The sequence below is a fragment of the Cellulosimicrobium sp. 22598 genome (assembly GCF_052044445.1).
GTDB lineage: Bacteria > Actinomycetota > Actinomycetes > Actinomycetales > Cellulomonadaceae > Cellulosimicrobium > Cellulosimicrobium cellulans_G.
Window position 1 is genome coordinate 34,970 of the sequence record NZ_JBQEMZ010000024.1, and the last position, 20,542, is coordinate 55,511.

General features: G+C 74.7%; 19 protein-coding genes. 8 read left to right on the forward strand and 11 right to left on the reverse strand.

Annotated elements, in window-relative coordinates:
* Positions 1-66: 66 nt before the first annotated feature.
* Positions 67-1,794 (reverse strand): glucose-6-phosphate isomerase, encoded by a 1,728-nt coding sequence (gene pgi, locus ACTJIY_RS19040; RefSeq protein ID WP_253054178.1) that lies wholly within the window; start codon positions 1,792-1,794, stop codon positions 67-69.
* Positions 1,795-1,930: 136 nt separating this feature from the next.
* On the opposite strand from pgi, the gene ACTJIY_RS19045 reads away from it, so the two are divergent.
* Positions 1,931-2,590 (forward strand): dienelactone hydrolase family protein, encoded by a 660-nt coding sequence (locus ACTJIY_RS19045; protein ID WP_440697255.1) that lies wholly within the window; start codon positions 1,931-1,933, stop codon positions 2,588-2,590.
* A 63-nt stretch (positions 2,591-2,653) separates the two neighbouring features.
* Here ACTJIY_RS19045 and ACTJIY_RS19050 read toward each other — a convergent pair whose 3' ends face one another.
* Together ACTJIY_RS19050 and ACTJIY_RS19055 are read right to left on the reverse strand one after the other, a co-directional pair.
* On the reverse strand, positions 2,654-3,838 hold the full coding sequence (locus ACTJIY_RS19050) for a GNAT family N-acetyltransferase (protein ID WP_440674848.1): 1,185 nt from the start codon (positions 3,836-3,838) through the stop codon (positions 2,654-2,656).
* Between the two features lie 152 nt (positions 3,839-3,990).
* The gene (locus tag ACTJIY_RS19055) at positions 3,991-4,260 is read right to left on the reverse strand and encodes a GlsB/YeaQ/YmgE family stress response membrane protein (protein ID WP_253054172.1); all 270 of its coding nucleotides are present in this window, start codon (positions 4,258-4,260) and stop codon (positions 3,991-3,993) included.
* A 130-nt stretch (positions 4,261-4,390) separates the two neighbouring features.
* Between ACTJIY_RS19055 and ACTJIY_RS19060 the strand changes: the two genes are divergently transcribed.
* A complete protein-coding gene (locus ACTJIY_RS19060; RefSeq protein ID WP_253054170.1) occupies positions 4,391-4,771 on the forward strand; it encodes an RNA-binding S4 domain-containing protein in 381 nt (126 codons plus the stop codon).
* Positions 4,772-4,885: 114 nt separating this feature from the next.
* On the opposite strand, the gene ACTJIY_RS19065 is transcribed toward ACTJIY_RS19060, so the two are convergent.
* From ACTJIY_RS19065 to ACTJIY_RS19080, 4 genes are all read right to left on the reverse strand, one after another.
* Complete coding sequence (locus tag ACTJIY_RS19065) at positions 4,886-5,551, reverse strand: lytic polysaccharide monooxygenase (protein ID WP_353708283.1); 666 nt, start codon at positions 5,549-5,551, stop codon at positions 4,886-4,888.
* Positions 5,552-5,844: 293 nt separating this feature from the next.
* The gene (locus ACTJIY_RS19070) at positions 5,845-6,588 is read right to left on the reverse strand and encodes a lytic polysaccharide monooxygenase (protein ID WP_353708284.1); all 744 of its coding nucleotides are present in this window, start codon (positions 6,586-6,588) and stop codon (positions 5,845-5,847) included.
* A gap of 411 nt (positions 6,589-6,999) precedes the next feature.
* On the reverse strand, positions 7,000-7,740 hold the full coding sequence (locus ACTJIY_RS19075; RefSeq protein WP_253054166.1) for a lytic polysaccharide monooxygenase: 741 nt from the start codon (positions 7,738-7,740) through the stop codon (positions 7,000-7,002).
* Between the two features lie 313 nt (positions 7,741-8,053).
* Positions 8,054-8,635, reverse strand: coding sequence for a 1-acyl-sn-glycerol-3-phosphate acyltransferase (locus ACTJIY_RS19080; protein WP_440674843.1), 582 nt, complete (start codon positions 8,633-8,635; stop codon positions 8,054-8,056).
* Between the two features lie 150 nt (positions 8,636-8,785).
* Here ACTJIY_RS19080 and ACTJIY_RS19085 point away from each other — a divergent pair, with 150 nt between their 5' ends.
* From ACTJIY_RS19085 to ACTJIY_RS19095, 3 genes are read left to right on the forward strand one after another with little or no spacing between them, the layout of a single operon-like run.
* Positions 8,786-9,997 (forward strand): ROK family transcriptional regulator, encoded by a 1,212-nt coding sequence (locus ACTJIY_RS19085; protein WP_253054154.1) that lies wholly within the window; start codon positions 8,786-8,788, stop codon positions 9,995-9,997.
* On the forward strand, positions 9,994-10,944 hold the full coding sequence (locus ACTJIY_RS19090) for a polysaccharide deacetylase family protein (protein WP_253054152.1): 951 nt from the start codon (positions 9,994-9,996) through the stop codon (positions 10,942-10,944). Before ACTJIY_RS19085 ends, ACTJIY_RS19090 begins: the two co-directional genes overlap by 4 nt.
* Entirely contained in the window at positions 10,941-12,389 is a 1,449-nt protein-coding gene (locus ACTJIY_RS19095) for an MFS transporter (RefSeq protein ID WP_253054150.1), read from the forward strand. The genes ACTJIY_RS19090 and ACTJIY_RS19095 overlap by 4 nt, the downstream gene beginning before the upstream one ends.
* Before the next feature lie 60 nt (positions 12,390-12,449).
* Here ACTJIY_RS19095 and ACTJIY_RS19100 read toward each other — a convergent pair whose 3' ends face one another.
* A complete protein-coding gene (locus ACTJIY_RS19100) occupies positions 12,450-13,007 on the reverse strand; it encodes a MarR family winged helix-turn-helix transcriptional regulator (RefSeq protein WP_440674840.1) in 558 nt (185 codons plus the stop codon).
* Between the two features lie 91 nt (positions 13,008-13,098).
* Here ACTJIY_RS19100 and ACTJIY_RS19105 point away from each other — a divergent pair, with 91 nt between their 5' ends.
* A complete protein-coding gene (locus tag ACTJIY_RS19105; RefSeq protein ID WP_440674838.1) occupies positions 13,099-14,043 on the forward strand; it encodes an LLM class flavin-dependent oxidoreductase in 945 nt (314 codons plus the stop codon).
* Entirely contained in the window at positions 14,040-16,385 is a 2,346-nt protein-coding gene (locus tag ACTJIY_RS19110) for an LLM class flavin-dependent oxidoreductase (RefSeq protein WP_440674836.1), read from the forward strand. The genes ACTJIY_RS19105 and ACTJIY_RS19110 overlap by 4 nt, the downstream gene beginning before the upstream one ends.
* Before the next feature lie 69 nt (positions 16,386-16,454).
* On the opposite strand, the gene ACTJIY_RS19115 is transcribed toward ACTJIY_RS19110, so the two are convergent.
* Positions 16,455-17,711, reverse strand: coding sequence for a benzoate/H(+) symporter BenE family transporter (locus tag ACTJIY_RS19115; RefSeq protein ID WP_440697254.1), 1,257 nt, complete (start codon positions 17,709-17,711; stop codon positions 16,455-16,457).
* An 88-nt stretch (positions 17,712-17,799) separates the two neighbouring features.
* Between ACTJIY_RS19115 and ACTJIY_RS19120 the strand changes: the two genes are divergently transcribed.
* Positions 17,800-18,420, forward strand: coding sequence for a helix-turn-helix domain-containing protein (locus tag ACTJIY_RS19120; RefSeq protein WP_440674834.1), 621 nt, complete (start codon positions 17,800-17,802; stop codon positions 18,418-18,420).
* Between the two features lie 21 nt (positions 18,421-18,441).
* On the opposite strand, the gene ACTJIY_RS19125 is transcribed toward ACTJIY_RS19120, so the two are convergent.
* On the reverse strand, positions 18,442-19,740 hold the full coding sequence (locus ACTJIY_RS19125) for a PrsW family intramembrane metalloprotease (protein WP_440674833.1): 1,299 nt from the start codon (positions 19,738-19,740) through the stop codon (positions 18,442-18,444).
* Positions 19,741-19,883: 143 nt separating this feature from the next.
* On the reverse strand, positions 19,884-20,303 hold the full coding sequence (locus ACTJIY_RS19130; protein ID WP_253054136.1) for a transferase: 420 nt from the start codon (positions 20,301-20,303) through the stop codon (positions 19,884-19,886).
* Positions 20,304-20,542: the final 239 nt, after the last annotated feature.

Genomic DNA, 20,542 nt, shown 5'->3' on the forward strand with positions numbered 1-20,542 from the left:
CCCGCTTTTTTTTCCCCCCCCCACCGGCCCCCACCCCCAAGGTCGTGCTCGGCGCGGGAGGGTGGGTCAGTTGCGCAGGTCGAGGTAGCGGTCGATGAGGGCCGCCGTCGACGGGTCCTGGGCGGCGAGGGCGTCCTCGTCGCCCGCGACGGCCGGCGCGATCTCGAGCGCGAGCTTCTTGCCGAGCTCGACGCCCCACTGGTCGAAGCTGTCGATGCCCCACACGACGCCCTGCACGAACGTGATGTGCTCGTAGAGCGCGATGAGCTGGCCGAGGACCGACGGCGTGAGGGCCGGCGCGAGGATCGACGTCGTCGGGCGGTTGCCCGGGAAGGTCCGCGCGGACACGAGCGCCTCCGCCGTCCCCTCGGCGCGGACCTCGTCGGCGGTCTTGCCGAACGCGAGCGCTTTGGTCTGGGCGAAGAAGTTCGCGAGGAACAGGCCGTGCACGTCCGCGCCGGGCTGGACCGCGCCGCCGTCACCGACCTCGTCCGTGAGCGGGTGCGCCGGGTTCGCGACGGCGATGAAGTCGGCCGGGATGAGGCGGGTGCCCTGGTGGATGAGCTGGTAGAACGCGTGCTGGCCGTTGGTGCCCGGCTCGCCCCAGAAGATCTCGCCCGTCTCCGTCGTGACCGGGGAGCCGTCCCAGCGCACGCGCTTGCCGTTCGACTCCATGGTGAGCTGCTGGAGGTAGGCCGGGAAGCGGTGCAGGTACTGCGCGTACGGGAGCACGGCGTGCGTGTGCGCGTCGAGGAAGTTGACGTACCAGACGTTGAGCAGCCCCATGAGGACGGGGACGTTGCGCTCGAACGGCGTGCGGCGCACGTGCTCGTCGATCGCGTGGAAGCCCGCGAGCAGCTCGGCGAACCGGTCCGGCCCGATCGCGATCGCGAGCGACGTGCCGATCGCGGAGTCGACGGAGTAGCGCCCGCCGACCCAGTCCCAGAACCCGAACGCGTTCGCCGGGTCGATCCCGAACGCCGCGACCTTGTCGAGCGCGGTCGAGACCGCCACGAAGTGCTGCGCGACGGCGGCCTGCCGGGACTCGTCCGTGTCCTCGATCGCGCCGACCGCCGCGAGCTCCGTCCACAGCCAGTCCCGCGCGAGGCGCGCGTTGGTCAGGGTCTCGAGCGTGCCGAAGGTCTTGGAGGCGACGATGAACAGCGTCGTGCGCGGGTCGAGGCCCGCGGTCTTCTCCGCGACGTCCGTCGGGTCGATGTTCGAGACGAACCGGACCTCGATGTCCTCGTGCTTGTACGGCAGCAGCGCCTCGTACGCCATGACCGGCCCGAGGTCGGAGCCGCCGATCCCGATGTTCACGACCGTGCGCACGCGCTCGCCCGTGACGCCCGTCCACTCGCCCGAGCGCACCTTGTCCGCGAACGCGTAGACCTTGGCGAGCTCGCCGTGCACGTCCGCGTCGACGTCCTGCCCGTCGACGACGAGGTGCTCGTCGTCGCCCAGCGGGGTCGGCCGGCGCAGGGCCGTGTGCAGGACGGCGCGGTCCTCCGTGACGTTGATGTGCTCGCCCGTGAACATCGCCTCGAGGCGGTCGTCGAGGTGGACCTCCTCGGCGAGGCGCACGAGCAGCTCGAGCGTCTCGTCGGTGACGAGGTTCTTCGACAGGTCGACCGTGAGGTCGGCGGCCTGGTGCGTGAGGCGGCGCGCGCGGTCCGGGTCCACCGCGAACCAGGTGCGCAGGTCCGGCTCCACGGTGTCGCGGTGCACGGTGAGAGCGGTCCAGGACGGCGTGGTGGTGGGGTCGATCGGCGGCGGCACGGGCTGCGAGGTCATGACCACCAAACTACTGACCGACGTCGGCCCTCGCCCACCCCGACCGTCCCGCGGTCCATGGTCCGGTGGCCTCACGAACGGCCGCCGTCGGTCCCTGGACCCCGGGCTCGGGCGGACGTGGGTGGTCCGCGCGACGATGGTGGGCGTGCGCCGTGGCGGCGCGCACCGCGCGGCGACGGTGCCGCCGGGCCATCGACGGACACCGGAGGAGGGGACCATGGCCGAGGTCGTGCTGTTCCACCACGTGCAGGGACTGACCGAGGGCGTACGGACGATCGCGGAGACGCTGCGCGGCGCGGGGAACGTCGTGCACACGCCGGACCTGTTCGAGGGACGCACGTTCGCGACCCTCGACGAGGGCATGGCGCACGTGCAGGAGCTCGGGTTCGGCACGGTCCTGGAGCGCGGTCGGGCGGTGGCGGACGGATACGACCCCGCGGTCGTGTACGCCGGGATCTCGCTCGGCGTGCTCCCGGCGCAGATGCTCGCGCAGACGCGCGCGGGCGCGAAGGGCGCGGTGCTGCTGGAGGCGTGCGTGCCGGTGTCGGAGTTCGGCGAGGCGTGGCCCGAGGCCGTGCCCGTGCAGGTGCACGGCATGGACGGCGACCCGTCGTTCGCGGGCGAGGGGGACCTCGACGCCGCGCGCGAGCTCGTGGACTCCACGCCCGACGCCGAGCTGTTCGTCTACACCGGCGACCGGCACCTGTTCACCGACCCGAGCCTGCCGTCGTACGAGCCGGGGGCCGCCGCGCTCGTCACCGAGCGGGTGATCCGCTTCCTCGACGGCATCCGCTGAGCGGCCGACGACGCGGCGGCCTCCGGGGTCACGGGGGTCGCGCCCGTCCGTCCCGGGGCGCGATCAGTCGCCGTCTTCCGACGTCGTCCTGCGCTGCCACGCGGCCCACACGCCCGCCGGTCGGAACCCGAGGGCGACGTTGATCGCGAGCATGTGGTCGTTCTCCTGCGCGTTCCACGTGTGGACGCGCCGGGTCGCGGGGCGCTCGCGCGCGAGCGCGTCGAGGTTGGCCACCTTGACGAGCATCCCGAGGCGGCGCCCCCGGTGCTCGCGGAGCACGAGGGTGTCCTCCTGGAACGCGAAGTCGTCCCGGTCGTGCGGGTACAGGAAGACGGTGAACGCGGCGAGCGTGCCGGTCGGCACGTGCTCCGCGGCGCTCACGAGGAACCCGTTGCGCTTCTCGGCCTGCTCACCCACCCACGTGCGCACGCGCCGCGCGTCCCACGGGTCCTCGCCGAACTCGACGCCTCCCGTCGGCGCGTCGGTGCTCATGCGGGTGAACAGCACGGCCACCTGGTCGAGCCACTCCTCGGGGACCTCGTCGGTCCAGGTGTGCACGCGGTAGTCCGGGCCGGCGTGCTCCCGCGCGGCGGCGCGGTGCGCGTCGAGGCCCGCGGGGTCGGCCGGGAGGTCGAGCACCGAGTGGCGCTCGACCTGCTCCAGGACGTACCCGTGGGCGCGCAGGAAGCGAGGACCGGGGGCGTCGGCGGGGACGCGGCCCGCGCCGGTGGTGGCGGCCAGCGCGTCCGGGCCGGGCGGCGGCTCCGTACCGTGCGAGGTGTTCGAGAGGAGCACCGTGCGCCCGGCGTCCGCGGCGAGGCGCTCGGCGAGCGCGAGCAGCGGCGTCCCGATGCCGCGACCCCGCTCCTGCGGGCGGACCACGGCGAACGCGTCGCTCAGGTGCGCGTTGCTCGTCGTGGGCTGGAGCACGAACAGGTACGCGACGACGTCGTGCACCGCGGGCGGGACGCCGTCGGCGATCAGGGCGCGCGCGGCGGCGGAGCGCACGACGACGAAGCGGCGCTTGGCCGCGTACTCCTGGTGGTCCATCCCGGAGAGCACGTCGCGCGGTCGCAGCGCGAGGTCGTCGTACCCGTGGACCTCCAGCTCGTGCTCCCGGCCGACGTCCGCGACGGCGTGGTAGGCCCACGCGTCGGCGTCGTCGAGCGACGCGGGGTGCGGGGCCTCGACGAGCGTGTACCCCGGCGGGAGGGGCACCTCGGGGGCGGTGCGGGCGACGCTGCTCATGCGGTCCAGCGTGACCGCGGCGCGTCCGGGGTGTCCACCGCTTTTGGCGGCGGCCCGCGGGACCGGGCGACGACGGCCGGGACGACGACGGCCCGGGCTCCGCCAGGGAGCCCGGGCCGGGGGCGCCGTCGGTCGCGGCGGTCGCGCGCCGCCTACTTGCGCGCCGAACGTCCTGCGATCGCGCCCCAGATGAGCAGCACGAGCAGCGAGCCGACGAAGGCCCAGAACCACGTGGTGAGCGAGAAGAACTCGTCGTTGGCGTCCGCGCCGAACAGCGCGCCGCCGATCCACCCGCCGAGGAGGGCACCCAGCACACCCACGATCAGCGTGACGATCCAGCCCCCTGCTGCCTTGCCCGGCAGGATGGCGCGTGCGATCGCGCCCATGATGAGGCCGATGAGGATCCACCCGATGAAGCTCATCCCTGTCTCCGTTCTCTGGGGGACGAAACGGTCATACGGCGTAACTGCCCCGTATGCCTGACTTCACGGTGGCACGGGGCGGGGCGGTTCGCACGCCGGGAGCCGTGCGCGCGGTCGCTAGGCTCGGGGGATGGCGACGACGGAGGCGACGAGCGCGCGCGTCGACAGCTGGCTCTGGGCGGTCCGGGTGTTCAAGAGCCGCTCGCAGGCGACCGCGGCGGTCAAGGCCGGGCACGTGCGGGTGAACGGAGAGCGCGCGAAGCCGGCGACGAGCGTCAAGGTCGGCGACCGCGTCGTCGTGCGCGGCGGCCCGGCCGAGCGGATCCTCGTCGTGGAGAAGGTGCTGGTGAAGCGCGTCTCCGCGCCTCTGGCCGCACAGGCCGTGGTCGACCAGAGCCCGCCCCCTCCGCCCCGGGAGCTGACCGTCCGCGTCGCCGTCCGCGAGCGTGGCGCCGGCCGCCCGACGAAGCGCGAGCGCCGCGACCTCGACCGCCTCCGCGGCCGCGGCTGACGCCGCTTCGGCGAGCGGCCCAGGACCGAGCGGCAGACGCGTGCGGCCGGGAGACGCACGCGCAGGTGCGTCTCCCGGCCGCGAGTGTGCAGCGCTCGGTGAAGAGGTGTCAGGTCAGCAGGCGCCGAGGTCCTTCCAGACGCCCCACTGGCCGCTCTGGGCGGGGTTCTCGCCCGTCGTCCACCACTTGGCCTGGTAGTTGCGGCCCTCGTGCGAGACGTTCGCGCCGCCGACGTACACCGACCCGGCGGCCCAGGCGGGCGCGGTGCACTCGCCGGGCTCGGGGTCAGTGGGCTCGGGGTCCGGGTCGCCCGGGTCCGTGCCGCCGGCGCCGATCTTGAGGTCGACGCAGTTGTAGAACGCGTTCACCGTGTTCGACACGTTCCAGCGCGCGAGGATCGTGTGGTTGCCCTCGGGCAGACCGGTCAGCGTGTGGGAGATGTTGCTCGGGGGCTGTGCGCCGCCCTGGTTGAACGTCTTGAAGAGCACGCCGTCGACGAAGTACTCCCACGTGCTCGTGTTGTGCGCCGCGGTGAGGTTCCACTGGAAGGTCACCGACGTGCCGGTCTGCGTGCGCGGCCACGGCTTGCTCGTGTCGTCGAGGATGCTGAACCCGCTGCCGCCGGAACACTTCATCGAGCCCTTGGGCGCCTCGACGGACTGCGGCTCGTACTTGATGCCGCCGCAGTCGAAGGACGTCGTGCCCTTCGCGCAGTGGTCCTGCCGGCTCGGCGGGGACGTGATCCAGCCGTGCGCGCTCGCGCTGGGGGCGATGGCCACGGGGGCGATGATCGCGACCGCGCCGACGACGGCCGCCAGGAGTACCGCTCTCAGTCTTCGCATGAGTTGTCTCGCTCTCCATCCGGTGGTGCATGGGTCCTGCGGCGCGCTTCGTCGCGGGCCGCTCTCGGATCGGGCACTGTCGACGCTACGAAATGTGCGGAGTGCGGACAATTGGGCAAAGCTCGTACGTGCTTCCGCGTACCCCGGCGCGCCGTCCACGCCCGGCACGCACGACGGCGGGTGCCCTCGCCCCGAGGGACGAGGACACCCGCCGTCGCGGGGTCAGCGGGTCAGCAGGCGCCGACCAGCTTCCACGGGCCCCACTGCTCGGCGCCCGGGACGTTGTTCAGCGTCCACCACTTCGCCTCGTAGATGTTCCCGTCGTGCGAGACCTTCGCCCCGCCGGTGTACGTCGCGGTCGAGGACCACGCCGGGTCGGTGCACTGGCCCGGCTCGCCGCCGCCCGGGTTCTCGCCCTCGCCGCCGCCGGGGTTCTCCCCGCCGGGGTTCGTGCCGTCCGCCGTGACCGTGAGGTCGACGCAGTTGTAGAACGCGTTCACCGTGTCCGCGACGCTCCAGCGCGCGAGGATCGTGTGGTTGCCGAGGGGCAGGCCCTTGAGGGTGTGCGAGATGTCCTTGGGGGGCTGCACGCCGCCGCCGTCGAACGACGCGAAGAGCTGGCCGTCGACGAAGTACTCCCACACGCTCGTCGCGTGGTTCGCGGTGAGCTTCCACTGGAAGGTCACCTCCTGGCCGGTGGTCGTGCGGGGCCAGGGCTTCGACGCGTCGTCGAGGATCGTGTAGCCGCTGCCGCCGGAGCACTTCATCGAGCCCTTGACGGCCTCGACGGACTGCGGCTCGTACTTGAGCCCGCCGCAGTCGAAGGACGTGGCGCCGGTGGCGCACTGGTCCTGCCGGCTCGGGGGGGAGGTGATCCAGCCGTGCGCCGAGGCGCTGGGGGCGATCGCGATCGGGGCGATGATCGCGGTCGCGCCCACGACGGCGGCGAGGAGCGCCGCGCGAAGTCGCTTCATGGGGGACTCGCTTCCTGTGTCGGGGAGGGCCGACGCCGTGCGGAGCCCGCACCGTCGGCCGTGACGGGGTGGACCGTAGGCAGCCCGGACGCGTGCGCTCAACGACTACGCACGACCGGGAGCGGGTACGGGAAGTCCCGTACCCGGCGGGCCCGGTTCGCCGGGATCGTGCGCCTGCGCGGTCGTGCCGGCGGGGGCGGAGAGCCCGTCCCGAGCCCCTCGGCGGGTGAAAAACATGTGGGGACCACGTAGCCCGGCCGTCTCCGCAGGGACCGGTCCTCGGCGTCCGGACGGCGGACCTCGGGGAACGTCGTGCGTCCGCCGGTCAGGGATGCGCCCGCGGCCGGGAGATGCGCACAGAGGTGCGTCTCCCGGCCGCGAGTGTGCAGCGCTCGGTGAAGAGGTGTCAGGTCAGCAGGCGCCGAGGTCCTTCCAGACGCCCCACTGGCCGCTCTGGGCGGGGTTCTCGCCCGTCGTCCACCACTTGGCCTGGTAGGTGCGGCCGTCGTGCGACACCGTGGCGCCGCCGAGGTAGACGGAGCCGGCGGCCCACGCCGGGGCGGTGCACTCCCCGGGCCCGGGGTCGGTGGGCTCCGGGTCGGTCGGCTCGGGGTCCGGGTCGTTGCCGCCGGTGCCGTTGACGTTCACGTCGACGCAGTTGTAGAACGCGTTGTTCGTGTCGGCGATGTTCCACCGCGCGAGGATCGTGTGGTTGCCCGACGGCAGGCCGGTGAGCGTGTGCGAGACGTCGTACGCCGGGCGCTTGCCGCCGTCGTTGAACGTCTTGAAGAGCACGCCGTCGACGAAGTACTCCCACGTGCTCGTGGCGTGCGCGACCTCGAGCTCCCACTGGAACGTCACGGTGCTGCCCACGGTCGTCCGCTTCCAGGGCTTGCTGCTGTCGTCGAGGATGGCGAACCGGCTGCCGCCGGAGCACTGCATCGAGCCCTTGACGGCCTCGACGCTCTGCGGCTCGTACTTGATCTCGCCGCAGTCGAACGAGAGGGTGCCGCTGCTGGCGCACTGCTCCTGGCGGCTCGCGGGCGAGGTGATCCAGCCGTGCGCCGAGGCGCTCGGGGCGACCACGACCGGGGCGACGATCGCGGCCGCGCCCACGACGGCGGCGACGAGGGTCGCGCGGAGTCGTCTCATGAGGGTCTCGCTTCCTTGGTCGGGGTGCCGACGGCGGCGCGAAGCCCGGTTCGTCGGCCTTGACCCGACGGACGCTAGGCACGCCCGCTTCCCCGGGCAACGGTTCCGCGGAGGATTACGGGAGGTAGGGGTTCGCCCCTAAGCACACCCGTCGGCACGCACGACGGCGCAGGTCAGGACGCACGTGGCGCGTGGGAGGAGCGCACGCGGGAGAGGGTCGCAGGGCCTGAGGTCTGCGGGGACCCCGTACCGGGACCGACCCGGTCCAGGGTCACCGTGAAGGGGCAAGGAAGCTCCCGGCGAGCGCTCGGCCTCAGGCTGCCGCGTCCTCCTCGCGCAGGCGCGGCTCGGTGCGCTGCGCCGGGCGGAGGCCGGACTTGTCGGCGTAGAACGCGCGCACGACGTCCATGTCGGCGCGCACGTCGCCCGTGAGCTCGATGGTCGGGCCGAGGCCGGTCGTCATGGTGGTGCGGTCGACGTACCCGAGGGTCACCGGCAGGTGCGCCTCGCGCGCGATCCGGTAGAAGCCCGACTTCCAGTACGACCCCGCGCCGCGCGTGCCCTCGGGCGTCACGACGAGCGAGAACACCTCGCCGGCGCGGAGGCGCGCGACGACGTCGGCCACGACCCGGCTCGGGTCGCGCCGGTCGACGGGGATGCCGCCGAGCGCGCGCATGAGCGGGCCGGCCGGGCCGGCGAACAGCGTGTGCTTGCCGAGCCAGCGCACGTGGATGCCCGTGCTCCAGGCGATGGCGAGCATGAGGACGAAGTCCCAGTTCGACGTGTGCGGGGCGCCGACGAGGAGCGTCGGGCGGCGGGTGTCGTACGGCTCGGAGCGCAGGGACCACCGGCTGGTCGCCCAGTAGGCGCGGGCGAGGGCTCGGCGGATCACCACGCCACGGTACAGGCCGTCCACAGGGAGACCGGTTGCCGTCGACAACCCCCGGGACCTTGGTTAGTCTCCGGGCGGGTAGGGAACTTCCCGCTCTACCCGCACGGCCCCGGACATGTCTGATCGACCCACCCACTGCTCGACGGAGACCAGATGGACACCACTCCCGCCGGTACGCCCGCCCTCCTGCGCACCCTCAACGCACGCGCCGTGCTCGACGTGCTCGGCACGGGCGCGCGGGTCGCGCGGCCCGACGTCGTCTCGGCGACCGGTCTGTCCAAGACGACCGTGGCGCAGACGCTGCGGGCGCTCGAGGCCACGGGCGTGGTCACGGAGGCCGGGCTCGACCGGGACCGGCGGGGGCCCGCCGCGACGCTGTACCGCGTCGACCCGGACTACGCGTTCGGGCTGGGCATCGACGTCGCGCGCGATCGGGTGCGGGTCGCGCTCGTCGACGTCACGGGCGCGATCCGGGCCCGTGCGGAGCGCCGGGACGTCAAGCCGACGACGACGGCGCGCGCCCGTGCGGCCGCGGAGCTCGCCCGCGCGTGCGTGAGCGACGCCCAGGCGCGGCTCGCGGAGGGGCCGACGATCGAGGTGACGCGCGCGGTCGCGGCCGTCCCGCTGATCGTCGGGTCGGACCTGCGGACGATCCGGCGCGTCCCCGGCTACGAGAAGGGCGGGACCGAGCTCGTCGACGCGCTCGAGGACGCCCTCGGGTGCCCGGTGACCCTCGAGAACGACCTCAACCTCGCGGCGCTCGCCGAGCAGCGCGACGGCGCCGCGGCCGGGGCGCGCTCGTTCGTCGTGCTCGGGCTGGGCGACGGCTTCGGGGCCGGGCTGGTGCTCGACGGGAAGCTCCACCGCGGGTTCGCGGGCGGTGCCGGCGAGGTCTCGTTCCTGCCGCACCCCGCCCGGGCGCTGGGCTCCGAGGCGCTGGGGGCGTCGTCCCTCGCGTCGCTCGCGAAGGAGCACGGCCTGCCCGACGACGTGACCGTCAAGGACGTCGTGGACCGGGCCGAGCACGGCGACGGCGCCTCGAACGACGTGCTCGACGAGGTCGCCGAGCGGATCGGGGTCGTCGCCGCGTCGGTGGCGCTCGTGGTGGAGCCGGAGCTCTTCGTCCTCACCAACCAGGCGGCGCGCGCGCCGATCGCGGACCGCGTGACGCGCTTCCTCGCGGAGAAGATCGCCGTGCTCCCCGTCCGGGTCGTCTCGTCGGACCTCACGTGCGACGCCGTCGTGGTGGGGGCCGCCCGCTCGGCCAGCGACGCGCTGCGCGACGAGGTGTTCCGCTCCGCCGCCGCCCACCCCGCTCCGGGCGAGGGCGACATCGCCGACGAGCGCGAGGAGGCGGCGTCGTGACCGCGGCAGCACCGGGCGGCGGAGCACCGCCGTCGGACCTGGTCTCCCGGCTGGGCCTCGCCGCCGACGCGCGCGCGATCATCCTCAACGCCGACGACTACGGCATGTGCCGCGCCGCCAACCGCGCGGTCTCCGAGCTCCTCCTCGCGGGGCACGTCGACTCCGCGACGGTCATGGTCCCGTGCGGGTGGGCGCCGGACGCGCTCGCGTTCGCGGCCGCGCACCCCGTCGACGTGGGCGTGCACCTCGTGCTGACCAGCGAGTGGACGCGGTACCGGTGGCGCCCGCTCACCGGCACGGGCACGTCCCTGGTCGACGACGCGGGCTACTTCCCGCGCGACGTGCTGACCGTCGAGCGCCAGGCGCGCGTCGAGGACGTCGTCGCCGAGCTCACGGCCCAGCTCGACGCGGCGCTCGCGGCCGGGGTCGACGTCTCGCACCTCGACAACCACATGGGCTCCGTCTACGGGCTCGAGACGGGACGCTCGTTCCTGCCGCAGGTCTTCGAGCTCGCCGCCCGGCACCGCCTGCCGTTCCGCCTGCCCCGCACGACCGACGGGATGGTGCTGCCCCCGGGCGACTTCCAGCCGCTGCTCGACGAGGCGACGGCCGCCGCGGACGCGCTCGGCGTCGTCCTGGTCGACCGGCTCTGGACCCACCCGTTCGAGCTCGACGGCGCCGGGACGGTCGAGGAGGAGGACTACGAGGACGTCCGGGCCGACTTCCTCGACCTGCTGCGCCGCGTGCCGTCCGGCGTGACCGAGATCTTCCTCCACCCCATGCTCGACGACGACGAGCTTGGCGACGTCGCCGACTACGGCGTCGCGAAGCGCGGCTTCGAGCACCGGCTCCTCGCGGACCCGGCCGTCGCGGCCGTGATCGCCGAGGAGGGCATCGTCCGCGTCGGCTGGCGGGACCTGCGCGCGGTGCAGCGGGGCGAGCGGTGAGCGCCCCGCAGCCGGCGCCGTCGGGCAGCGTGCCGACGGCGGGCGGAGGGCTGCTCGCCCGGACGCGGGACCGCCGGCTCGTCGGCGCGCCCTCGCGCGCGCGGACGATCGCCTACGGAGCGTCCGCGTTCCCCTCGAACCTGCTCATGCAGACGTTCTCCGCGTTCGTCGTCTACTTCTACGTCGACCACCTCGGCGTGCGCGCGGGCTGGGTCGCGGGCGCGATGGTCGCGCACGGCATCCTCAACGCCCTGCTCAACCCGCTCGTCGGCGCCGCCTCCGACCGGCGTCGCACGCGGTGGGGCCGCCGCGTCCCCTGGATCGTGCTCGGGATCGTGCCGCTCGTCGTCGCGTTCGCGCTCGTGTGGATGCCGCCCGCCGTCGGCCCCGTCGGCCTCGTCGTGTGGTTCCTCGTCGTCGTGGCCCTGTTCGACGTCGCGTACGTCGTCGTCGCGCTCAACATCTCGGCGCTGTTCCCCGAGATCTTCCGCACGACGGCGGAGCGCGCCCGCGGGAACACCCCGCGCCAGATCTTCGGCCTCGTCGGGATGATCCTGGGCACCGCCGGCGCGCCGCTGCTGTACGGCACGCTCGGGTGGACCTGGATGGCGCTGCTGCTCGCGGTCGTGAGCCTCGCGTTCTTCGTGTGGTCCCTCGCCGGCATGGTCGAGCGCCCGGTCGACGTCGCGACCGTCCGCGAGCGCGAGGCCGCCGTCGGGCTGGGGGACCAGCTCCGGTACACGTTCGCCAACCGGGCGTTCGTCACCTACGTGCTCGGGTCGCTCCTGCTCCAGAGCACGACCGCGATCGTGCTCGCCGCGATCCCGTTCTACGTGCGGTACACGCTGGGCGGCGCCGAGGCCGACGCGACGCTGCTGCTCGCCCCGATCTTCGTCGCCGCGATCCCGTCGATCGTCGGGTGGTCGTGGGTCGTGCGGCGCATCGGCCCGCGCTCGGCCATGCTGTGGGTCGTCGCCGTGTACGGCCTCGCGACCTGCCTCTACCTGATCCCGTCCACCGTCCTCGGCGCCGCGCTCGCCGGCCTCGCCGTGGGCGTCGGCGTCGCGGGCCTCATGCAGGTGCTCGAGGTGGCGCTGGCGCAGGTCATCGACGACGACGAGCGCCGCACCGGCCTGCGCCGCGAGGGCATGTACTTCGGCGCCAACGGGTTCGTCGTGCGCGGGTCCGTCATCGTCCAGGCCGTGCTCGTCGCCGGTGTGCTCTCAGCCAGCGGGTACGTCGAGGGCGCGGGCGACGTCGTGCAGCCGGACAGCGTCGCGACGGGCGTGCGCCTCCTCCTCGGCGGCGTCCCCGTGGTCCTCGCCGCGCTCGCGTTCGTGTGCTTCTGGTTCTACCCCCTCCGCGGCCACGACTCCGACGACACCGACGCCGCCCTCACCGAGGCCGACGCCTCACCCACCGCGGCAGACCCCCTCCCGAGGTAGAACCCCGCCCGCGCGAGCCGTGGTTGCGCGCGGTGCAACCCTGGTCGTGCGACCAGGGTTCTACCTCGGTCGAGCGGGGGTCTGCTTCGGCGGGGTGGTGCTGCCGAGGGTGTGCTCGGCGACGGTGCAGGGGTCGGTGGTGGCGTCGACGTCGCGCAGGTCGCACGCGACGCGGCGCATGAGCGTGCGGAAGGCGCTGCGCTCGTCGGGGGAGAGCATGTCGAGGAGGTGCTCCTCGGCGTCGTGCACGGCGGAGGCCCACCCGGCGAGCCGACGGCGGCCCTCGGGCGTCGCGACGACGCGGCGGGCGCGGCGGTCGGCAGGGTTCTGCTGCCGCTCGACGAGACCTGCGGCGACGAGGTCGTCGACCAGGTAGGTCATGACGGTCCGGTCGATGCCGTGGTGCTCGGCGAGCGCGAGCTGGGTGGGGTGGTCGCCCTGTGCGACGGTGACGAGGACCTGGTAGCCACGCGTGCCGTGGGGGACGTCGTCGAGCGCCTGCTCGACCGTCGCGCGGTAGGCACGCAGGAGCACGCCGAGGTGCCAGCCGAGGTCCTCGAGGCGGCCGGGGAGCTCGGCCGGGCCGGTGGGTGCGGCGGTCGTCGTGGTCGTGCTCATCCGCCCAGCCTACCGCCGGGAATGCGGTTGCACCACCTATCTGTTACCGATATGTTCTGCTCAACAACGTATTCTGAGATCGCGAGGAGCCATGCCCGACTACGGCCACGACCTGCGCTTCGGGTCCTTCGTCACGCCCACCGCCGCGGCGCCGCACCAGGCCGTCGCGCTGGCTCAGCTCTCCGAGGAGGTGGGCCTGGACCTTGTCACGTTCCAGGACCACCCGTACCAGGCGGCGTTCCTCGACACGTGGACGCTGATGTCCTGGGTCGCCGCGCGCACCGAGCGCGTCCGGATCGCGGGCAACGTGCTCAACCTGCCGCTGCGCCCGCCGGCCGTGCTCGCGCGGGCCGTGGCGAGCCTCGACCGGCTCTCGGGCGGGCGCGTCGAGCTGGGGCTCGGCGCGGGCGGGTTCTGGGACCCGATCGTCGCCATGGGCGGCGAGCGCCTGACGCCGGGAGGGTCGGTCGACGCGCTCTCCGAGGGCATCGACGTCGTCCGCGGGCTGTGGGACACGTCCACGCGTGACCGCCTCGTCGCGGGCGGGACGCACCACCGCGTCGACGGGCCCAAGCGCGGCCCCGCGCCCGCGCACGACGTCGAGATCTGGGTCGGCGCGCTCAAGCCCCGCATGCTGCGCCTCGTCGGGGCGAAGGCCGACGGCTGGCTCCCGTCGCTCGCGTACCTGCAGAGCTTCGAGGCGCTGGCGAAGGGCAACGCGACGATCGACGCCGCCGCCGAGGAGGCGGGTCGCGACCCGCGGGCCGTGCGTCGGCTCCTCAACGTCGGCGGCCGGTTCACCGCCGACGGCGGCGCAGGGTTCCTCCAGGGCTCGCCGCGACAGTGGGCCGAGCAGGTCGCGGAGGTGACGCTCGAGCACGGCGTGTCCACGTGGATCGTCGCGGGCGACGACCCGACGACGCTCGCCGTCGTCGGCCAGGAGGTCGCCCCCGCGGCCCGCGAGCTCGTCGCGTCCGCGCGGGGCGCCGGCGGCCCGGCCTCGGGCGCCCCGACCGACGGCGAGGTCCGCGCATGACCGACTACGGCCACCCGCTCCGCCTCGGCACGTTCGTCACGCCCTCCGCGCAGGACCCGGACGCGACGGTCGGGCTCGCGCGCCTCGCCGAGGACCTCGGCTACGACCTCGTGACCTTCCAGGACCACCCCTACCAGCCGCGCTTCCTCGACACGTGGACGCTGCTGTCGTACGTCGCGTCCGCGACGGAGCGCATCCACGTCGCGCCCGACGTCGTCAACGTCCCGATGCGCCCGCCCGCGGTGCTCGCGCGCGCGGCGGCGAGCCTCGACCTGCTGTCCGACGGGCGCGTCGACCTGGCCCTGGGCGCGGGTGCCTTCTGGGACGCCATGGTCTCGATGGGCGTCGAGCGGCTCACCCCGGGCGAGTCGGTCGAGGCGCTCGCCGAGGCGATCGAGGTGATCCGGGCGATCTGGGGCGAGGACGGCGACGGCGAGCTGTTCGTCCCCGGCCGGCACCACCGGCTCGACGGCGCGACGCCCGGCCCGGGCACCACGCGTCGCATCCCCGTGTGGCTGGGCGCGCTCGGCCCGCGCATGCTGCGCCTCGTCGGTGAGAAGGCCGACGGCTGGCTCCCGTCGCTGGGGCGCGTCGGCCTGGACGGGCTGCGCGCGGGCAACGCGCGCATCGACGAGGCCGCGACCGCCGTCGGGCGCGACCCGCGCGAGGTCACGCGCCTGCTCAACGTGTCCGGGACTTTCGGGGCGAACGACGGCGGTGGCGGCCTGGGCGGCGCGCCCGACCTCGCCGGGCCGCCCGAGGCCTGGGTCGAGCGGCTCGTGCCGCTCGTCCTGGAGGAGGGTGTCTCGACGCTGATCCTCGCGACCGACGACGAACGCACGACCCGCCGGTTCGCCGAGGAGGCCGCGCCCGCGCTGCGCGACGCGGTCGCCGCCGGGCGCGCCGCGCGCGGGACCGACACGTCGCGCGTCGTGCCGCTCGTCGTCCGCGCGGCACGTCGTCCGGGTATCGCGTACGACGACGTCCCCGCCCCGCTCGCGGAGCGCGCGGTCGAGCCCGGGGACGCGGCGTACGCGGGCGTGCGCTCGAACTACCTGCGCGGCGGCTCGCCGGGGCTCGTGCTGCGGCCGCGCGACACCGCCGAGGTCGTCGAGGCGCTCGCGTTCGCACGTGCCCAGCCGGTGACGCGCACGGTGCCGCTGTCCGTCCGCTCCGGCGGCCACGGCATCAGCGGGCGCTCGACGAACGACGGCGGGATCGTCCTCGACCTGGGCGCGCTCGACGCCGTCGAGGTGCTCGACGACGCCGCGCGCCTCGTGCGCGTCGGGCCCGGCGCGCGCTGGGGCGAGGTCGCGGCGGCGCTCGCGCCGCGGGGCTGGGCGATCACGTCGGGCGACTACGGGGGCGTCGGCGTGGGCGGGCTCGCGACCGCGGGCGGCATCGGCTTCCTCGGCCGCGCCCACGGCCTGACGATCGACCACGTGCGCGCCGTCGAGGTCGTCCTCGCGGACGGCTCGGTCGTGCGCGCGAGCGTGGAGGAGAACCCGGACCTGTTCTGGGCCGTGCGCGGCGCGGGGTCGCAGGTCGGGATCGTGACGTCGTTCGAGCTCGTCGCGGACGAGGTGTCCGCGGTGGGGTTCGCGCAGATGGTGCACGACGCCTCCGACCTCGCCGGGTTCCTCGAGCGCTGGGGCGCGACGGTCGAGGCGTCGCCGCGCGACACGACGAGCTTCCTCATCGTCGGGCGCCCGCGGCCGGGGCAGCCGGTCGTCGCACAGTCCATGACCATGGTCGACTCCGACGACCCGGACGTCGTCCTCGCCCGGCTGCAGCCGTTCGCGGCGATCTCCCCGCTGCTCGCCCGGGCGACCGCGCAGATCGTGCCGTACGACGCCGTCGTCTCCGCGCCCGCGCCCGGGCCGCACGGTGGTCAGGGCGAGCCCGTGTCGCGGTCCGGCCTGCTGGAGCACCTCACGCCCGAGGCGTCCGCACGGCTCGCCGGGCTCGTCGCGAGCGGGGACACGTACTTCTTCCAGATCCGCTCGACGGGCGGCGCGGCGTCGGACGTCCCCGCGGACGCGACGGCGTACGCGCACCGCACGGCGAACTTCTCCGTCGTGGCGATGGGGGCGAGCCGCTCCCGGCTCGACGCGCGCTGGGACGCGCTGGCGGACGTGTTCGAGGGCATGTACCTGAGCTTCGACACCGACCGCCGCCCCGAGCGGGTGACGGACGCGTTCCCGCCCGCGACCCTGGAGCGGCTGCGCGAGGTCAAGCGCCGCGTCGACCCGACGAACGTCTTCCGCGACAACCTCCCCGTCCTCGGTCCGGACCCGCTCGACCGGGAGCCCTTCGACGCGGCGCCGGCTCCCGCGAGGTAGAACCCTGCCGAGGTAGAGGCCCAGTAGCGCGAGGTAGAGCCCTGGTCATGACCACGCCTCTACCTCGCGCTACCGGGCCTCTACCTCGCGCGGCGGGGTGTCGGTCGTGGTCGGGGTCTTGGCCGTCTCGGTCTCGGTGTCGCTCGTGGGGCCGGGTGCCCGACGGCCCGCGGTGAGGACCGCGTGGACGGCCAGCCCCGCGAGGATCGCCCAGAAGGCGGCGGCGATGCCCGCGACGACGACGCCGCTCGCCGCGACGAGGAACGTCACGACGGCCGCCTCGCGGCCGCGCGTCTCGGCGACGGCGCCCGCGACGGCCGCGCCGAGCGTGCCGACGAGCGCGAGCCCTGCCGCCGCCTCGACGAGGCCCGCGGGCGCGGCGGCGACGAGGGCGGCGAGACCGGCGGAGCCGACGGCGAGCGCGAGGTACGCCCACCCGGCGGTGTGGGCGGCGAGCCAGCGGCGTCGGGGGTCGGGGTGCGCCTCGGGCCCCGCGGCGAGCGCGGCGGAGATCGCCGCGAGGTTGATCGTGTGGCCGCCCGCCGTCGCTCCGGCGAGGGTCGCGAGCCCGGTGACGGTCATCGCCTCGCGCCACGGCACGCGGTAGCCGAACGACGCCATGACCGCGACGCCGGGCACGTTCTGCGACGCCATCGTCACGACGTAGAGCGGGACCGCGAGCCCGACCACCGCCTGCCACGAGAGCGTGGGCGCCGTGAGGTCGAGGCGCGGGACGGCGTCGGACCACGTGAGCGTGCCGCCGTGCACGGCCTCGTACCCGACGATCGCGAGCGTCACCGCGAGCGCGGCGGGCGCCGCCCAGCGCGGCGCGACCCGCAGCAGGACGAGCCACGTGACGATCACCGGCGCGACGAGCAGCGGCGTCGCGACGACCGCCCGCACGGGGGCGAGGCACAGCGTGAGGAGCACGCCGGCGAGCATCGCCTGGGCGATCGGGGTCGGGATGGCGGCGACGAGGTCGCCGAGGCGCGGCCAGAGCGCGGTGAGCAGCACGAGCCCGCCGACGACGCAGAAGGCCCCGACCGCGGCGGGCCACCCGCCCGCGACGGTGCCCGTGCTCACGAGCAGCGCGGCGCCGGGCGTGGACCACGCGAGCGTGAGGGGGGTGCGGTGCCGGGTGGTCAGCCAGAGGATCCCGACGGCCTGCGTGACGCACAGGGCGAGGAGCCCCGAGGCGGCCTGGTCGGGGGTCGCGCCGACGGCGCGCAGCCCGGCGAGCACGACGGCGAACGAGCTCGTGAAGCCGACGAGGGCGGTCACGAGGCCGGCGAGGACGGGGCGCAGGCGGTCCGGGGCGGGGTCCATGCTGCTCCTGGCGGACGGCGGAGGAAGCGTTCTGTTCATGGAACGGTAGCAGAGGCCTCGCGACACGCGCGCCGGTAGGCTGCGGCCCGTGAGCGACGGGGCGGGGCGCGCGGAAGGTCAGCCGGACGAGGACGTCGGGGGAGCGCCCGGGCGCCCGCCGGAACGGGCCGGGGACGGGACGCTCGCGGCGGTCGCCGCGCAGCTCCGTGCCCTGCGTGCGGAGCGAGGCCTCTCCCTCTCGGCGCTCGCCGCCGCGGCGGGCATCGGCAAGGGCTCGCTCTCCGAGATCGAGCACGGCGCGCGCAACCCGACGCTCGCGACCCTCTACGCGCTGGCCGGGGCGCTCGGCGTCCCGCTCGCGACGCTGCTCGCCGAGCGGGCGGGCACGGAGGTGTCGTCCGAGGGCGTCACCGCGCGCCTGCTCGATGCGCACCACCTGCCCGGCGGCACGGCCGTCGAGATCTACCACCTGCACCTCGAGGCCCACGCGGACCGGACCTCGCCGCCCCACGGGCCGGGCGTCGTCGAGCACCTGCTCATCACGCGCGGTCGGCTGCGCGCCGGGCGCCACGGGGCCGAGGCGGTCGTCGAGGAGGGCGACGAGCTGCGCTGGGTGTCGGACGCCGACCACTCCTACCGGGCGCTCGACGGCGCCCCGGTCGACGCGGTGCTCGTCATCCGGACGCCGCCCCGCGGCGGCGCCGGGTAGACGTCGGCGGAGGCTTCCGGGCTAGCACGCGCCCTGACCGGGCACCCACGCGTCGGACGTGAAGCCGGACGGCGCGCCCGGGGACCACGGTGCGGGCGGCGGCTGCGGCGTCCGCACGAGGAACGCCTGGCGCGCCGTGAGCATGAGCTGCAGCAGCGCGCGGCGCTGCCCCTCGACGCGCCACGCCTCGACCGCGCCGCGCGCGACGCGGTCGTGGAGCAGCGCGAGCTCGGTCGCCGCCTGCTGGTAGTCCCGCATGGCGTGCGCGGCGCCGGCACCACCCGTGCGGCGGGCCCAGTCACGTGCCTGGCGGCGCGCGGCGAGCGTCGAGAGCATCGTGAGGTCGGCCGGTGTGACCAGGCCCGTCGGGACGTACGGCACGAGCTGGCGCTGGATCGTCGCGACCGTGCGGCGCCGGTCGCGCACGAGCAGGACGATCAGCGTGACCAGCACCCCGAGCCCCGCGAGGTAGGCGACCCCGAGCGCGAGCGTGCCGAACCCCGTCGAGGCGTTCCACAGCATGTGGAGCGCGATGGCCGCCGCGAGGCCGCCGATCGGCGCGAGGACCCGGCGCGGGCCGGGCGGGCTCGTGGCCGCGCTCGCGACGCCGAGGCCCGTGAGCGCCGTGCACAGCGGGTGCAGCAGGGGAGTGACGAGCGCGCGGAGCACGAACGTCGGGCCGAGCGTGCCGTCCTGCGCCGCCATGATGAAGTACGTGACGTTCTCGACCGCCGCGAACCCGAGCGCGACCATCGCGGCGTAGATGACGCCGTCGGTCCAGCCGTCGATCTCGTGCCGGCGGAACCACAGCATCCCGAACAGCACCGCGCCCTTGAGGATCTCCTCGACGAACGGCGCCCCGAACGACGCGACGACGTACCAGCCGACCTCCTCGCCGAACAGCGGCGCGGTGAGGAGCTCCAGGCCGAGCGTGTTGAGGATCCCCGCGACGAGCGTCGCGATCCCGGCGCCCCACAGGAACGCCACGACGAGCGCGCTCGGCGGCTCCGGCTCCAGGCGGTCGAGCGCGAGCACGACCGGCACCCAGATGCCGAGCGGCACGAGCGCCAGCAGCAGGCCGACGGTGAACGTCCCGACCCCGGACAGCGCCGCGAGCACCAGGCCGACCAGCAGGCACAGGCTCGCGACCGCGATCGTCACGATCACGCCCACGCGAGCCCGGCCCGGCGGCCGGCCCTCGAGCACGGCGCGCGGGTCGAGCGGCCCCACGGCGCCCGCGGGCCCCTGCGGGTGCGGGTGCACCGGCGTCGGCTGCGGGTGCGGAGGGGGGACGGCGGGGCCGTGCGGCGGGAAGGTCACGGTCGGCAAGGCTACGCACCCGACCGCCGCGACGGAAGGACGTCCACGGGCCGCGGCGCCGAACCCGGGGCCGTGGGTGCCCCGCGGCGTCGAACCCGGGACGTCCCCGGGTTCGACGCCGGCGACCCCGGGTTCGGCGGTGCTCAGGCGGCGACGTCGTACCCCGAGCGGACGCCGCCCCGGCGGCGCACGGTCGCGTCGTCGGGGACGATCTCGTCCGGCGGGACGACGGCGCCCGGCTCCACGAGCACGCGGCGCCCGACGCGCGCGCCGCTGCCGACGCGGGCGCGGTCGCCGACCCGGGTCTCGGGGCAGAGGCGCACGTTGTCGCCGATGCGGACGTCCCGGCCGAGGGTGACGTCGCGGTCGATCCAGCTTCCCTCGCCGAGCTGCGAGCCGTACCCGACGACGGCCCCCTTCTCGACGTACGTGCCCGACCCGACCGGGACGGACTCGGGGACGCGGGCGTGCGGCGACACGAGGCCGCCGCCGGTGTGGCGCTCGTAGTGCATGATCTCGCCGTAGTCGTTCTCTACCTGGACACGGCGTGCGAGGCGGGCCATGTGACCTCCTCAGGGTCTGTCGGCGGTGTTCTGCTGACATAACGTCGGAGCGGTGCCCAGGATTCCAGCCCCCTCGCGCCGAGGTAGAGCCCTGGTCGCGCGAGGTAGAGCCCCGGTCTGCCGAGGTAGAGCCGTGGTTCTTGTGTTCGACGGCGTGTGGTCGGGTTGGGTGGGCGGGGTGGGTGGTGGTGCCGCGTCTACCATCCGCCGCTCGTTCCTCGCGGCTCCCGCCAGGCCCG

Bases quoted from the DNA above. Each gene is read 5' to 3' on its own strand.
- ACTJIY_RS19110 (WP_440674836.1), top strand. From the start codon at position 14,040: ATGACCGACTACGGCCACCCGCTCCGCCTCGGCACGTTCGTCACGCCC.
- ACTJIY_RS19070 (WP_353708284.1), bottom strand. From the start codon at position 6,588: ATGAAGCGACTTCGCGCGGCGCTCCTCGCCGCCGTCGTGGGCGCGACC.
- ACTJIY_RS19055 (WP_253054172.1), bottom strand. From the start codon at position 4,260: ATGAGCTTCATCGGGTGGATCCTCATCGGCCTCATCATGGGCGCGATC.
- pgi (WP_253054178.1), bottom strand. From the start codon at position 1,794: ATGACCTCGCAGCCCGTGCCGCCGCCGATCGACCCCACCACCACGCCG.
- ACTJIY_RS19105 (WP_440674838.1), top strand. From the start codon at position 13,099: ATGCCCGACTACGGCCACGACCTGCGCTTCGGGTCCTTCGTCACGCCC.
- ACTJIY_RS19075 (WP_253054166.1), bottom strand. From the start codon at position 7,740: ATGAGACGACTCCGCGCGACCCTCGTCGCCGCCGTCGTGGGCGCGGCC.
- ACTJIY_RS19045 (WP_440697255.1), top strand. From the start codon at position 1,931: ATGGTGGGCGTGCGCCGTGGCGGCGCGCACCGCGCGGCGACGGTGCCG.
- ACTJIY_RS19130 (WP_253054136.1), bottom strand. From the start codon at position 20,303: ATGGCCCGCCTCGCACGCCGTGTCCAGGTAGAGAACGACTACGGCGAG.
- ACTJIY_RS19115 (WP_440697254.1), bottom strand. From the start codon at position 17,711: ATGGACCCCGCCCCGGACCGCCTGCGCCCCGTCCTCGCCGGCCTCGTG.
- ACTJIY_RS19100 (WP_440674840.1), bottom strand. From the start codon at position 13,007: ATGAGCACGACCACGACGACCGCCGCACCCACCGGCCCGGCCGAGCTC.
- ACTJIY_RS19060 (WP_253054170.1), top strand. From the start codon at position 4,391: ATGGCGACGACGGAGGCGACGAGCGCGCGCGTCGACAGCTGGCTCTGG.
- ACTJIY_RS19085 (WP_253054154.1), top strand. From the start codon at position 8,786: ATGGACACCACTCCCGCCGGTACGCCCGCCCTCCTGCGCACCCTCAAC.
- ACTJIY_RS19050 (WP_440674848.1), bottom strand. From the start codon at position 3,838: ATGAGCAGCGTCGCCCGCACCGCCCCCGAGGTGCCCCTCCCGCCGGGG.